The organism is Bradyrhizobium sp. USDA 241 (assembly GCF_049739505.1).
Classification (GTDB): domain Bacteria; phylum Pseudomonadota; class Alphaproteobacteria; order Rhizobiales; family Xanthobacteraceae; genus Bradyrhizobium; species Bradyrhizobium liaoningense.
In genome coordinates, this window is sequence record NZ_JBMGPZ010000005.1 from 1,567,761 (window position 1) to 1,580,721 (window position 12,961).

The window sequence follows — 12,961 nt, forward strand, 5'->3', positions numbered from 1 at the left end:
GGGGCCGTGCCCGCGTCACGAGAGGCCGCGTCCACCGATGGGCGGACGATGGGACGAACGACAAGAATTCACAACAAGAATTCAAACGGATGAAAAAGGGGAACGTCCATGAAAACTTCCATGGCAAGGAAGCAATGGTTACTGTCCGGCTTCGTCGCCTTCACGTGTCTTGCCTCGACCGCCGCCGTATCAGGTCCGATCGAGAATTATTCTCCGGTCACCGCGCAGCGGCTGGAAAATCCTGAGCCAAGCAATTGGATGCTCTATCGGCGCACCTATGACGGGCAGGGCTACAGTCCGCTCGACCAGATCAACACCTCGAACGTGAAGAGCCTCACGCCGGTCTGGACCTTTGCTACCGGCGTGGTCGAAGGCCACCAAGCGCCGCCGATCGTCAACAATGGCGCGATGTTCGTGACGACGCCAATGGGGCAGGTGATCGCGCTGAACGCGAAGACCGGCGACGAATACTGGCGTTACAAGCGGCAGCTCCCTGACGATCTGTTTCAGCTGCATCCGACCAACCGGGGCGTCGGCCTGTGGGAGGACAAACTCTACCTCGCCACTACGGACGACCATGTGGTCGCGCTCGATGCCAAGACCGGCAAGGTGGTGTGGGACACCAAGGTGCAGGACTACAGGAAGGGCCAGTACCTGACGCTGATGCCGTTGATCGTGGACGGCAAGGTCATCGTCGGCGGGTCCGGCGGCGAGTTCGGCGTACGCGGCTATATCGTGGCCTATGATGCCAAGGACGGCAAGGAGCTGTGGCGGACCTACACCATCCCCGGCGAAGGCGAGCCCGGTCACGACACCTGGCAGGGCGACGACTGGAAGAACGGCGGTGGGTCGGCCTGGATGACCGGAAATTACGACAGGGAGACCAAGACGATCTATTGGGGCGTCGGCAACGCGGCGCCATGGCCCGGCGAGACCCATCCCGGCGACAATCTCTACACTGCATCGGTGCTCGCGCTCGATCCCGACACCGGCAAGATCAAGGCCTATCACCAGTACCACCAGAACGATTCCTGGGACTGGGACGAGGTCGAAGCCCCGATGCTGATCGATCTGCAACGCAACGGTCGCACCATCAAGAGCCTGGTCCATCCGGGACGCGACGCGATCTTCTGGGTGCTCGAGCGGACGCCGACCAAGATCAACTATGTCGCCGGTTGGCCGTTCGTCTATACGGACGTCTGGAAGGGCATCGACGAGACCGGCAAGCCGATCGTGGATCCCGCGCACAAGCCGGTGATCGGCAAGCGCGTCGAGTTCTGTCCGTCGCTGTGGGGCGGCAAGGATTGGCCGTCGGCCGCCTACAGCCAGAGGACCGGCCTCGTCTACGTGCCTGCCAATGAGAATTTCTGCGGCGGATTCACCGGCGAGAAGGTCCCGCTCAAGCCGGGCGAGCTCTGGCTCGGCACCAAGCCGGAGGACATCGGCCTGAAGACGAGGCCGGGCGCGGATCATTTCGGCGAGCTTCAGGCCTGGGATCCCGCCACGGGCAAGAAGGTCTGGCAGCACAACTTTCCGAAGTCGCAGCTGTTCGGCTCGGTCACGGCGACGGCGGGCGATCTCGTCTTCGTCGGCGGAACCAACGACCGCAACTTCCGAGCCTTCCACGCCAAGACCGGCGAACTTCTGTGGGAACAGAAGACCAATTCCGGCATCGTCGGCATGCCGGTGTCCTATGAGATCGACGGCACGCAGTACATCGCGATCCAGTCGGGCTGGGGCGTGGACGCACAGCGCATCCAGGATGCACTCGTGACCAACAATATCGGCATCGAAGCCAACGTGCCGCAGGGCGGCGTCGTCTGGGTGTTCGCGCTGAAGAAATAGCTCCGCGGGCGGATCGAAAGTAGCGGAGCAGCAAGGGGGGTGGTGAATGCGGCGGACGGCAACGTCCGCCGCATTCTCGCGTGTGGTGAAATTGCGTGCGGGCCGAAACTGCCCCCTTCTCCGCTTGTGGGAGTAGGTGGCGATGCAGTCGTCAAACCGCTACTTGCCGACGCGCTCGACCTTGTCCTTTTCCTTCTGGTTCATCTCACGGATCTTCGGATCCGGGTTGTGCTTTCCCGTCGTCTGCGTGGTCGAAGCGGGCGGGGCATTGGCGTTGGGGAGCGAAGTCTGGTCCGGCGTAGCGGGGCGCGTGGCCGTTGTCGGCGGAGTCGTGCTCCCCTGCGCGAACGCACCGGTGGTGGTCAAAAGAAAGGCGCCCGACAGCGAGACTGCGAGCGCCCTTGAGATTTTGTTCATCGATCTGCTCCTGTCAGATCGATGCAAACGGCGCGAGGCCGTTTGTGTTCCGTTTCACGCTTCCAATTGCTTGCCGATCGGAAGCGAGCGGATGCGTTTTCCCGTCGCCGCGAAGATCGCGTTGATCAGGGCCGGCGCGAACGGGGGAACACCGGGCTCGCCGACGCCGCTCGGCGGCGTGTCGGGCCCCGGCGGCACGATGTAGACGTTGGTCACCGCAGGAGATTCGTCGATCCTGACGACCTGGAAGTCGTCAAAATTCTTCTGTTGCACCTTGCCGTCCTTGAAGGTGATCTCGCCGTATTTGGCGAGACTGAGCCCCATGATCGCGGCGCCCTCGATCTGCGAAGCGATGCGCTCGGGGTTGACATAGGTGCCGCAATCGATCGCGGTGTCGACCCGCGGCACCGTCAGCTTGCCCTTGTCGTCGACGGCGACCTCGACGATGGTCGCGATGTAGCTGACGAAGCTGCGGTGCACGGCGATGCCGAGACCGTGGCCCTTCGGCATCTTGCGCCCCCACTCGCCCTTCTCGGCGACCAGCTCGACCACCTTGCGCAGGCGCGCGGTGTCGATCGGGTAGCTGTCCTGGGGCTCGCCATAGTTCCAGAGGTCCTTCACGTTCGGCTTGACGATGCGAGGCGAGCCGATCAGCTCGAGCAGCATGTCTTTCTGGTCGCGGCCGGTCGCCTGCGCAATCTCGCCGACCATCGATTGCACCGCGAAGGCCCGCGGGATGTTCGAGACCGAGCGGAACCAGCCGATGCGGGTGTGCGCGGCTGCTTCCGGATTCTCGCAGGAGATGTTGGCGATCTCGAACGGCATATCGACAAGGCCCATGCCGATCTCGAACGGGGCCTGATGCAACGTGCCGGCGGCAAAGGTCGAGGCGATGCTGGGAGCCACGCTGCGGTGGCGCCAGGCGATCACCTTGCCGCTCTTGTCGAGACCGGCCTCGATCCGCTCGACCGAGACGGTGTGCACGAAGCCGTTGTGGAGGTCGTCTTCGCGTGTCCACTGCACCTTCACGGGCGCGCCGAGCTCTTTGGACAGGAGGGCGGCCTCGAGCGCAAAGTCGCATTTCGACTTGCGACCGAAACCACCGCCGAGCAGCGTCACGTTGACGGTGACGTTGCCTTCGGGGATCTCCAGCGTCTTGGCGACGTCCTCGCGGGTGCCGCCGGCACTCTGCACCGGCGCCCAGATCTCCGCCTTGTCGCCCTTGACGTTGGCAACCGCGACCGGCGGCTCCATGGCGACATGGGCGAGATGCGGGATGTAGTATTCGCCGACGATGACCTTGTCGGCCCCCTTTAGGGCGGCGCCCGCATCGCCCTCCTTGCGCAGGACGAGGCCGGGCTTGCGCGAGGCCTCCTCGAGCTCCTTGCGATAGGCGACGGAGTCGTATTTGCCGTTGGGACCGTCGTCCCATACCAGCTTCAACGCGTCGCGGCCCTTGATCGCCGCGCCGGTGTTGCGCGCGATCACGGCGACGCCGCCGAGCGGCTGGAACTTCGAGGGCCACGGCCAGCCGCGCACCTGCATCACCTTCTCGACGCCGGGAATCTTGAGGGCCGCATCCGGATCGAACGAGACCAGCTTGCCGCCCGTGACGGGCGGGCGCGCGATCACGGCATACTTCATGCCGGGCAAGCGGACGTCAGCGCCGTAAAGCGCCTTGCCGGTGGTGATGTCGTGAAGATCGACAATGCCGACCTGACCCTTGCCGAGATAGCGGAAGTCCTTGGGATCCTTCAGCTTGAGACCTTCGATGCTCGGCACCGATTCCTTGGCTGCGTCCGCGGCGAGCTCGCCGAAACCCAGCTTGCGGCCGCTGGCGCTGTGGATGACCTCGTGGTTGACCGCCTTGACCTCGGTCGCGGGCACGCCCCAGCGCTTCGCCGCAGCCTGCTCCAGCATGGTGCGGGCGGAGGCGCCGATCTGGCGCATCGGCATCAGATAGTGCCGCGTGCTGCGCGAGCCGTCGGTGTCCTGGTTGCCGAACTTGACCTCGTCGCCATGGGCCTGCTGCACCTTGACCCTGGACCAGTCGGCTTCCATCTCCTCGGCCACGATCAGCGGCAGGCTGGTGCGCACGCCGGTGCCCATTTCCGAACGGTGCCCGATGATGGTGACGATGCCATCCGGGGCGACCGAAACGAACACGCGCGGATCGACCACGACACCGTGCGGCATCTGGCCGGCGCCGGTCTCATAGGCGAGCGCCTGGCGCGACATCACGGGGGCGGCGAGGACGAAGCCGCCCGTGACGCCGAGCCCCTTCAGGATGCTGCGGCGGGAGACCTTCTCGACCCTGATATGCTTCTCGAAGCCGCGAAGCTTGCGGGGATTGTCGATGAAGTTCATGTCACACTCCCGTCGATGCGAGATGGACGGCGTTCTCGATGCGCTGGTAGCAGCCGCAGCGGCAGATGTTGCCCGACATCGCCTCGCGGATCTGGTCATGCGAGGGTTTCGGGTTGTCCATCAGGAGGGCTGCGGCCTGCATGATCTGGCCGGCCTGGCAGAAGCCGCATTGGGGCACGTTGACCTGGCGCCAGGCCTTCTGCACCGGGTGATCGCCGTTGGGATGCAATCCCTCGATCGTGGTGACCTCGCGTCCGGCGACGTCGTTCACCGACGTGATGCAGGCCCGCACGGCCTCCTTATCGACGATGACGGTGCAGGCGCCGCACAGGGCTTGCCCGCAGCCGTATTTGGTGCCGGTCAGTCCGGCCTCGTCACGCAGGAACCAGAGTAGCGGGAGGTCCGGGTCGCCGTCCCAGCTCTGTTCCTGGCCGTTGATCTTCACCTTGATCATGATCGTGCCTCGCTCTTCATAAGCATGCCAAATTTAGAGTTCGCCGACGCCGGTGGGCGACGGTTCACGCGTCGTCTCGCCGCATTCCGCCATCGTCCCGCGCGGGCAAATCCCGAAAGGGGAAGGAACGCCAATGGCGATGTCTGGATGTCCTCGATACCTCCCGTATTGTTCTTGATTGATTGTATTCGCGCGGCATCGTGACGGCGCGATCGTAACAGAGATCGCTCCGGCCCGACGTTCACAGCCGAGTGTTCTCACCGGGAAAAGATTGCATCGATGGTTTGTCAAAAGCAGGGCGCGGTCATCGCGCTGCGCGCCTCTGCAACCGTCCCAAGCAAAAAAGCTTCGTCCGCCAGGAACTGCGCGGACGAAGCAGGATGCCTCAGTCGAGGGAGGGAGAAGCGCAGGCTCCGCGAGCTTCAAGCAGGAGGCGGGCGGCCCTGCGCAGTCATTCAGAGACCAGGACTGAGGAACTGATGGCCCTCATACATGTCTGGTGCCGAAGCGGCGGCATCGCCGCGCTGATCCCGGGACGGCGACCGGTCCGGCTCGCTGGCAACGGCAGGCGCCAGCGAGCGGATGGGGGGACCGGCGAAGGTTCGGCGGCTCCGCTCAGGCGGCCTTCTCAGGCGGCTTTGGCTTTCGCCACATGGGTCGCGATCGCGTCCATCAGCGCCGGCGAGAGGCAGTCATAGGGCTCGAGCCCGATCTCCTTCAGCCGCGACCGGATGCCTGCCATCTGCTCGGGCTTCACGCCTGATTCGATCACCGAGGAGACGAAGGCGGCGAATTGCGGCGCCTGCGAGCCCTGCTCCTGGAACAGTTCGGGATGGATGAAGTCGAGGCCGTAGAACGGGTGGTTCTTGTTCTCGATGCGGCCGTACATGTGCGTGCCGCAGGCCTTGCAGGCGTGGCGCTGGATCACCGCCGAGGGGTCGACGATCTGGAGCTTATCGCCGTTCTCGAGCACGGTGACGTTCTGGCGCGGCACCACGGCGACGACGGAGAAGGTCGCGCCCTGCGGTTTCCAGCACTTGGTGCAGCCGCAGGCGTGGTTGTGGGCGACGTCGCCCTTGATGCCGACCTTGACCGGATGGTCCGTGCATTTGCAGACCAGCGTGCCGCCGGCGAAGTTGCCGCTGCCTTGCTTGATGCCGTTGTCGATCGAGGGATGGAGTGCAACAGTCATGGGTCGATCCTCCTTGGTGTGATGTCTGCGAGCTAGAACACGACGACTGAACGGATGGACTTGCCCTCGTGCATGAGATCGAAGCCTTTGTTGATCTCTTCGAGCTTGAGCACGTGGGTGATCATCGGATCGATCTGGATCTTTCCGTTCATGTACCAGTCGACGATCTTCGGCACGTCGGTGCGGCCGCGCGCGCCGCCGAAGGCGGTGCCGCGCCAGTTGCGTCCGGTGACGAGCTGGAACGGGCGGGTGGCGATCTCCTTGCCGGCTTCGGCGACGCCGATGATGATCGAGGTGCCCCAGCCGCGATGGCAGGCTTCCAGCGCCTGGCGCATCACCGTGGTGTTGCCGGTGCAGTCGAACGTGTAGTCGGCGCCGCCATCGGTGAGGCCGACGAGGTGCGGGACGATGTCGCCAGTGACCTTCTTCGGGTTGACGAAATGGGTCATGCCGAACCGCTTGCCCCACTCCTCCTTGGAATCGTTGATGTCGACGCCGATGATCTTGTCGGCGCCCGCCATCTTGGCGCCCTGGATGACGTTGAGGCCGATGCCGCCGAGGCCGAACACGATCACGTTGTCGCCGGGTTCGACCTTGGCGGTGTTGACCACGGCGCCAACGCCGGTGGTGACGCCGCAGCCGATGTAGCAGCTCTTGTCGAACGGCGCGTCCTCGCGGATCTTGGCGACCGCGATCTCGGGCAGCACGGTGAAGTTCGAGAAGGTGGAGCAGCCCATGTAGTGGTAGATCGGCTTGCCCTTGTAGGAGAAACGGCTGGTGCCGTCAGGCATCACGCCCTTGCCCTGCGTCGCACGGATCGCGGTGCAGAGATTGGTCTTGCGGCTGAGGCAGCTTTTGCACTGCCGGCATTCCGGCGTGTAAAGCGGGATGACGTGATCGCCCGGCTTCACCGAGGTCACCCCCGGGCCGATCTCGCGGACGATGCCCGCGCCCTCATGCCCCAGGATCGACGGGAAGATTCCCTCGCTGTCGAAGCCGTCGAGCGTGTAGGCGTCGGTATGGCAGATGCCCGTGGCCTTGATCTCGACCAGGACCTCGCCGACCTTTGGGCCTTCCAGATCGACTTCGACGATTTCGAGCGGCTTCTTGGCCTCGAAGGCGACGGCGGCACGTGTTTTCATAGTAAGACTCCTCAAATTCTCATAGGACGCCAAGAGGTGGTCTCGGCAGTCCTCGTAACGTTCATTTGTTGCCCATGCAGGCGTCTTCCGCCTTTTTGTACGCCTCTGTCTTCTCCTCCTTCTTGGCGGGGCGCTGCCGGCCCCATGCTTCGGTGGAGCGGGCGCGCAGATAGACGTACAGGTCGTCCATGTAGCAGGCGACGTTCGGGTTGTCGCCGAAAGCAGGCATGACGTTCTCCTGCGCGGTCGAGATGTTCTTGCGGCCGGAGGCGACCACGCCCAGGAAGTCGCCATAGCTCATGCTCTTGACGGAATCTTTCAGCGCCGGCGCGTAGGTGGAGCCCATGCCGTCGGGGCCATGACAGACGTGGCAGTCGGAATGATAGCGGCGGTATCCGGAATAGGTGAACCAGTCCACGGTGCCGTCGGCCGAAATCTTGTAGGTCGGAACCCCTTCCTTATCGAGCCACTTTCCGTCGTCTTCCTTTTTCACTGCGGTGGGGTCGCCCGGACCGTCCGCGACCGCAATTCCTCCGGACGCAACCAAGATCATCGCAGCAATGACAGAGCAGATTTTACGCAAGAGATTTTTCCTCGAGGAGCCCGGTGGGACCCGGTGGGAGACGAGCCGGCGCGTGGAGTTGATGCAGACCGAGGCCTAGTTCGGCAGCGAGAACACGGTCAGCGTACCGCCAAGTGCCGTGTAGTTGCTGAGGGCCGCGTAGCCGCCGACCGCGCCGAGACCTGCGGTCGGATCGGTCAGACCTGCCGCCAGACCGATGCCGGCCCAGCCACCAACGCCGGAGAGCACTGCAACGTACTGTTTGCCATTGTTCTCATAGGTGGTGACGTTGCCGATGATGCCCGAGGGAGTCTTGAACTTGTAGAGCTCCTTGCCGGACTTGGCGTCGACCGCCTTCAGGTAGCCTTCGAGCGTGCCGTAGAACACCACGCCGCCTCCCGTTGCGAGCGCACCCGACCAGACCGAGAACTGCTCCTTGTTCGACCAGACGATCTTGCCGGTCTTGTTGTCCCAGGCGATGAAGTTGCCCATGTGGCTTTCACCCGGGGGCGGGTACATCGAGAGCGTCGCGCCCACATAGGGCTGGCCCGCGGTGTAGCTCACCTTGAACGGCTCGTAGTCCATGCAGACGTGGTTGGTCGGGACGTAGAACAGCTGCGTGTCCGGCGAGTAGGCTGCCGGCTGCTCGTCCTTGGTGCCGAGCGCGGCCGGGCAGATGCCCTTCGTGTTCTTGTCCTCGCCGCCGTGCTCAGTCGAGTATTGCGCGACGACTTTCGGACGGCCGTAGGTCGGCGAGTTCTTGTCCATGTCGACGCCGCTGGTCCAGTTCACCTTGGGGTCGTACTTCTCGGCAACCAGCAGTTCGCCGGTCTCGCGGTCCATGGTGTAGGCGAGGCCGTTGCGGTCGAAGTGCGTCAGCAGCTTGCGGGGCTGACCGTTGATCTGCTGATCGGTGAGGATCATTTCGTTGACGCCGTCATAGTCCCACTCGTCATGGGGCGTCATCTGGTAGACCCACTTCGCCATGCCGGTGTCGGCATCGCGCGCGAAGATCGTCATCGACCACTTGTTGTCGCCGGGACGCTGCTTCGGGTTCCAGGTCGAGGGATTGCCCGACCCGTAATAGACGAGGTTCAGCGCGGGATCGTAGGAGATCCAGCCCCATGTGCAGCCGCCGCCGATCTTCCATTGGTCGCCCTGCCAGGTCTTCAGCGAGGAATCCGCGCCGACCGGCTTGCCGAGCGCCGTCGTCTTGACCGGATCGACCTTGATCTGATCGTCAGGACCTTCGGAATAGGCGCGCCAGGCCTGCTTGCCCGTCTTGAGGTCGTATGCGGTGAGGTGGCACTGCACGCCGAACTCGCCGCCGGAGATTCCGACCATGACCTTGTCCTTGACGACCAGGGCCGCCGAAGTGCCGGTCTCGCCCTTCGCGGGATTGCCGTTGGTTGCCGACCAGGCGACCTGGCCGGTCTTGGCGTCGAGCGCGACGAGGTTGGTGTCGGCCTGATGCAGGATGATCTTGCCGTCCCCGTAGGACAGGCCGCGATTGACCGTGTCGCAGCACATCACTGGGATGACGTTCGGATCCTGCTTCGGTTCGTACCTCCAGACGATCTTGTTCTCGTTGGAAAGGTCAATGGCGTAGACCTTGTTCGGGAACGGTGTGTGGACGTACATCATGTTGCCGATGATCAGCGGGCCGCCTTCATGGCCGCGCAGCACGCCGGTCGAGAAGGTCCAGGCGACCTGGAGCTTGCCGACGTTCTGAGCGTTGATCTGGTTCAGTTTGGAATAGCGGGTGTTGGCATAGTCACCCGCCGGCATCACCCAGTCCTTCGGGTTCTGCGACATCTTGATCAGCTCGTCGTTGGCTGAAGCGCTGCCGACGGCGAGAGCCGCCGCGGAGCCGAGATAGGTCGCCAGTAGCACCTTGCGCATAGTCATTCCTCCGTTGGTCTCGTTTATTGTTTCCGAAGCATTGCTCAATCACCGGGCTTCTCGTCCGGCGTCAGCTCGTGCAGGGCGGTCGCGATTGGGACCAGAAACGATGCTGTGCTGTTTCCTCCTCCTGATGAGAGCCACGGGTCCACGTGCAGGAGCGGCCCGTTCTTATTGTTCCTGCCGCAATCCCTAACGACTTCGCCATTGGGAAACTTGCCCAAGAGAGAAGCCGGTTTGCTCGACAGCGCACGGGGGCAAAGATTTTGATTTTGCAGTAGCGAATTCAGTCGTTTCCGCGCCGCGGCGGGCCGCGCTCGACGCTTAGGTTCCCCTTGACGGCGCTGCAACTAAGGCGGAGGATTAAGCTTCAAGGGTGGCAATGGAACGGTGGCGCTTGTTCCACAAGATCGCTCAAATTCGAGGTAAACGTCACGCAATCACGGCTGAGGGCTCCGGCAGCGCTGGTCGCGATTCGCGTCGAATCTCCGGATCAAACCAGTGGCTGGATTAATGTCCGACACAATTCACACGCTCTCGACGACCGGAATGACGCCGAAGCGGCAGATCCAGAGCTGGATCGACGGGCTGACGAGCTTGTGTGGGCATTTCGACGTCGATCCGCTGGAGGCGTCCTCGCTGGAAGGTCGCATCGACTACACCAGCGTGTCGCGCCTGAAGCTCTGCCAGATCGAGGTGAGCCAGCATCGCATCGCGCACACGCTCGCGCGCGCCAAGGCCAATGAACACCCGTACATCAAGATCCACTTCCAGACCTACGGGGTGTCCTATTTCGAACAGGAAGGCCGTCACATCGAAATCAACCCCGGCGACATCATCGCCTATGATGTCTCCTGCCCGCATTCGATCATCAGCCCGGCCTTCACGCGTCACGACGTGGTGATCGTGCCGAAGGCATTGTTGCGTGACCGCGGATTCCCGTCGCAGCGGATGCCCGCCTGCAAGCTGTCCTCAAAAACCGGCACGGGGAGGATCGCCCACGATTTCGTCCATGCGACCTTCGACGAGGCGGCAAAGCTGTCGGCGAACAGCGCGGTCGGCGTCGCTGATTCCCTGATCGACCTGCTGTTGCTGCCGCTGCGCGAGGCCGACACGATGTTCGATCGTGTCGGGCCCGAAGCGATGTATGTGCGCGCGCAGTTCTTCATCCGCGAGCACTTGCGCGATCCGGATCTGTGCATCGACCAGATCTCGGCCGAGCTCGGCTGCTCCAAGCGCTACCTGCACATGCTGTTCTCGGAGCGCGGCACCACGGTCAGCGACTATATCTGGCAGGCGCGGTTGCAGAACTGCCGCCAGGAACTCGAGGCCCACGCCGGCAAGACCATCACCGACGTCGCGTTTTCGTGGGGCTTCTCCAGCTCATCGCATTTCAGCCGGGTGTTCCGGAAATATTTCGGCGTGGTACCGTCCTCGATCCACAAGGCGCAGCAGGGCACCGCGAACTCGGGCGGGCATTAGGCGTCTTGAGCCAACTCGCGCGGCGTCGGAGAAAGTTCATGCCGACGTTGTGATGTAGGGAATGCCGGCCACCAAAGCGACCAGCAGCACCGCGTTTCCCAGCATCACGCTCCAATGCAGCCGGCGCAACCGTCGTGCGGCATCGGCATCCCCGGCGTCCCTCGCGCTGAGCTGGTCGTCTACCCGTCGCATGAAGCGGCGTCCTCCCCAGATCGCCAGGGCTGCGATCATGCCGACGCCAACGGCAGCAAGCGGGCGACCGTCGAGGAGGAGAGCCACCATCCCGATGATGCCGACGACGCGCATGACCAGAAAATGAGCGTTGAACATTCCGCGCAGCAATTGTGCAACGGGCTGGATATCGAGCCTCACCAGCAGGAAGGCCGGCGATGCCAGCGTGAAATAGCTCATCGGAAAGAGCAGGATGATCATAACGGCGACGGCGACGGCATCCGGGGTCATGGGATCGGCCCTCCTTGTCCGCAGAAGGGTACAATCATAGCGGGAAAACGCGCTTCCGACACTGGGCTTTGGTCGGACTCCGGGCCGGAAAGGGAGCAACCGGCGTGCTGGCGATGGCGTGAGGGTCAGGCCGGCTCGAGGCCGAGCGACTTTGCGCTCTCGATCCAGATCGGCAACTCGCGCTGATACAGCGCATTGGTTTCCTTGAAGCCGATTGCGGGTTCGAGCACGAAAGTCGCGAGAACCTCCTTCACCTTCGGATCGCCGTTGGCGGCGACGCAGAGCTCGGCGAGGCGATCGACCACCGGCTGCGGCGTCGCCTTCGGCACGGCCCAGCCGGTGAACCCGCTCACGGTGAAGAATTTTGACGTCGCGCCCTGTTCGGGCAGCGTCTTCACGTTCGGGATCGCGTCGACCTTCTTCGAATGCACGGCGAAGACGGTGCCGCGGTCGCTTTGCAGCACCGATTGTGCGGCCGTGTAGCTGCCCATGGCGGCATCGAGCGTGCCTTCGAGCATGCCCGTCCACATCGGCGCTTCGCCGCGATAATGGACCGGCTCGATATTAAGGCCGTACTGCTTGTTGAGCTCGTTGATCGTCATGTGCGGAGCCGAGCCCGCGCTGTAGGTGCCGAAGTTCACCTTGCCGCTCTTGCGCGCGAAGGCGACGAAATCCTCCAGCGTCTTGACCCCGGTTTTCGGGTTCGCCACCAGCAGCAGGCCGGCGCCGGGAATGACGCTGACGAGCGTCAGATCCTTGTCCATGTCGTAGCCGGGATTTTTCATCACCGCCCGGTTCATGATGTAGGTCGTCGAGATCGAGCACAGGATGGTGTGGCCGTCGGGCTCGGCGCGGGCGACCTCCGCCGTGCCGATCGCGCCGGAGGCCCCGGGCTTGTTCTCGACGACGACGGTCTTGCCGACCTGCTTGGAGATGAATTCGCCATAGGCGCGCGCGAGCAGGTCGGTCTGTCCGCCGGCGGGATAGCTGCAAATCATGCGAATCTGCCGCGCCGGCCACGTGCCTTGCGCCGAGGCGCCGCGGACGATGAATGGCATCGCCAGTGCAGTGGTACCGGCGGCGATGAAGTGGCGGCGATCGAGTTTGGCGGACATGATTCTCTCCCGGATTTCTGC

11 protein-coding genes are annotated in these 12,961 nt (G+C 63.5%); 2 read left to right on the forward strand and 9 right to left on the reverse strand.

What is annotated here, in order from left to right; translation table 11 throughout:
- The first annotated feature begins 120 nt into the window (after positions 1-120).
- Complete coding sequence (locus tag ABIF91_RS29285; protein WP_028177988.1) at positions 121-1,845, forward strand: methanol/ethanol family PQQ-dependent dehydrogenase; 1,725 nt, start codon at positions 121-123, stop codon at positions 1,843-1,845.
- Positions 1,846-2,004: 159 nt separating this feature from the next.
- Here ABIF91_RS29285 and ABIF91_RS29290 read toward each other — a convergent pair whose 3' ends face one another.
- From ABIF91_RS29290 to xoxF5, 7 genes are all read right to left on the reverse strand, one after another.
- The gene (locus ABIF91_RS29290; RefSeq protein ID WP_028177987.1) at positions 2,005-2,262 is read right to left on the reverse strand and encodes a hypothetical protein; all 258 of its coding nucleotides are present in this window, start codon (positions 2,260-2,262) and stop codon (positions 2,005-2,007) included.
- Between the two features lie 54 nt (positions 2,263-2,316).
- Positions 2,317-4,629 (reverse strand): molybdopterin cofactor-binding domain-containing protein, encoded by a 2,313-nt coding sequence (locus ABIF91_RS29295; protein WP_424579543.1) that lies wholly within the window; start codon positions 4,627-4,629, stop codon positions 2,317-2,319.
- A 1-nt stretch (position 4,630) separates the two neighbouring features.
- The gene (locus ABIF91_RS29300; RefSeq protein ID WP_028177985.1) at positions 4,631-5,083 is read right to left on the reverse strand and encodes a (2Fe-2S)-binding protein; all 453 of its coding nucleotides are present in this window, start codon (positions 5,081-5,083) and stop codon (positions 4,631-4,633) included.
- Positions 5,084-5,711: 628 nt separating this feature from the next.
- A complete protein-coding gene (gene gfa / locus ABIF91_RS29305) occupies positions 5,712-6,275 on the reverse strand; it encodes an S-(hydroxymethyl)glutathione synthase (RefSeq protein WP_028177984.1) in 564 nt (187 codons plus the stop codon).
- 32 nt (positions 6,276-6,307) lie between these two features.
- The gene (locus ABIF91_RS29310) at positions 6,308-7,417 is read right to left on the reverse strand and encodes an S-(hydroxymethyl)glutathione dehydrogenase/class III alcohol dehydrogenase (RefSeq protein WP_028177983.1); all 1,110 of its coding nucleotides are present in this window, start codon (positions 7,415-7,417) and stop codon (positions 6,308-6,310) included.
- Positions 7,418-7,478: 61 nt separating this feature from the next.
- On the reverse strand, positions 7,479-7,970 hold the full coding sequence (locus ABIF91_RS29315) for a c-type cytochrome, methanol metabolism-related (protein ID WP_028177982.1): 492 nt from the start codon (positions 7,968-7,970) through the stop codon (positions 7,479-7,481).
- Positions 7,971-8,075: 105 nt separating this feature from the next.
- Positions 8,076-9,881, reverse strand: coding sequence for a lanthanide-dependent methanol dehydrogenase XoxF5 (gene xoxF5, locus ABIF91_RS29320; RefSeq protein WP_028177981.1), 1,806 nt, complete (start codon positions 9,879-9,881; stop codon positions 8,076-8,078).
- Positions 9,882-10,394: 513 nt separating this feature from the next.
- Here xoxF5 and ABIF91_RS29325 point away from each other — a divergent pair.
- Positions 10,395-11,363 (forward strand): helix-turn-helix domain-containing protein, encoded by a 969-nt coding sequence (locus ABIF91_RS29325; RefSeq protein ID WP_028177980.1) that lies wholly within the window; start codon positions 10,395-10,397, stop codon positions 11,361-11,363.
- Between the two features lie 36 nt (positions 11,364-11,399).
- Here ABIF91_RS29325 and ABIF91_RS29330 read toward each other — a convergent pair whose 3' ends face one another.
- Positions 11,400-11,825 carry a hypothetical protein gene (locus ABIF91_RS29330; RefSeq protein ID WP_028177979.1) on the reverse strand — a complete coding sequence of 142 codons (426 nt, stop codon included), beginning with the start codon at positions 11,823-11,825 and terminating at the stop codon, positions 11,400-11,402.
- A 125-nt stretch (positions 11,826-11,950) separates the two neighbouring features.
- The gene (locus ABIF91_RS29335) at positions 11,951-12,940 is read right to left on the reverse strand and encodes a Bug family tripartite tricarboxylate transporter substrate binding protein (protein WP_028177978.1); all 990 of its coding nucleotides are present in this window, start codon (positions 12,938-12,940) and stop codon (positions 11,951-11,953) included.
- Between the last annotated feature and the right edge of the window lie 21 nt (positions 12,941-12,961).

What these genes read in the sequence shown, in the direction of transcription:
- ABIF91_RS29310 (WP_028177983.1), bottom strand. Translation starts at nt 7,417, where the DNA reads ATGAAAACACGTGCCGCCGTCGCCTTCGAGGCCAAGAAGCCGCTCGAA.
- ABIF91_RS29290 (WP_028177987.1), bottom strand. Translation starts at nt 2,262, where the DNA reads ATGAACAAAATCTCAAGGGCGCTCGCAGTCTCGCTGTCGGGCGCCTTT.
- ABIF91_RS29335 (WP_028177978.1), bottom strand. Translation starts at nt 12,940, where the DNA reads ATGTCCGCCAAACTCGATCGCCGCCACTTCATCGCCGCCGGTACCACT.
- gfa (WP_028177984.1), bottom strand. Translation starts at nt 6,275, where the DNA reads ATGACTGTTGCACTCCATCCCTCGATCGACAACGGCATCAAGCAAGGC.
- ABIF91_RS29295 (WP_424579543.1), bottom strand. Translation starts at nt 4,629, where the DNA reads ATGAACTTCATCGACAATCCCCGCAAGCTTCGCGGCTTCGAGAAGCAT.
- xoxF5 (WP_028177981.1), bottom strand. Translation starts at nt 9,881, where the DNA reads ATGCGCAAGGTGCTACTGGCGACCTATCTCGGCTCCGCGGCGGCTCTC.
- ABIF91_RS29285 (WP_028177988.1), top strand. Translation starts at nt 121, where the DNA reads ATGGCAAGGAAGCAATGGTTACTGTCCGGCTTCGTCGCCTTCACGTGT.
- ABIF91_RS29315 (WP_028177982.1), bottom strand. Translation starts at nt 7,970, where the DNA reads ATGATCTTGGTTGCGTCCGGAGGAATTGCGGTCGCGGACGGTCCGGGC.
- ABIF91_RS29325 (WP_028177980.1), top strand. Translation starts at nt 10,395, where the DNA reads ATGTCCGACACAATTCACACGCTCTCGACGACCGGAATGACGCCGAAG.
- ABIF91_RS29330 (WP_028177979.1), bottom strand. Translation starts at nt 11,825, where the DNA reads ATGACCCCGGATGCCGTCGCCGTCGCCGTTATGATCATCCTGCTCTTT.
- ABIF91_RS29300 (WP_028177985.1), bottom strand. Translation starts at nt 5,083, where the DNA reads ATGATCAAGGTGAAGATCAACGGCCAGGAACAGAGCTGGGACGGCGAC.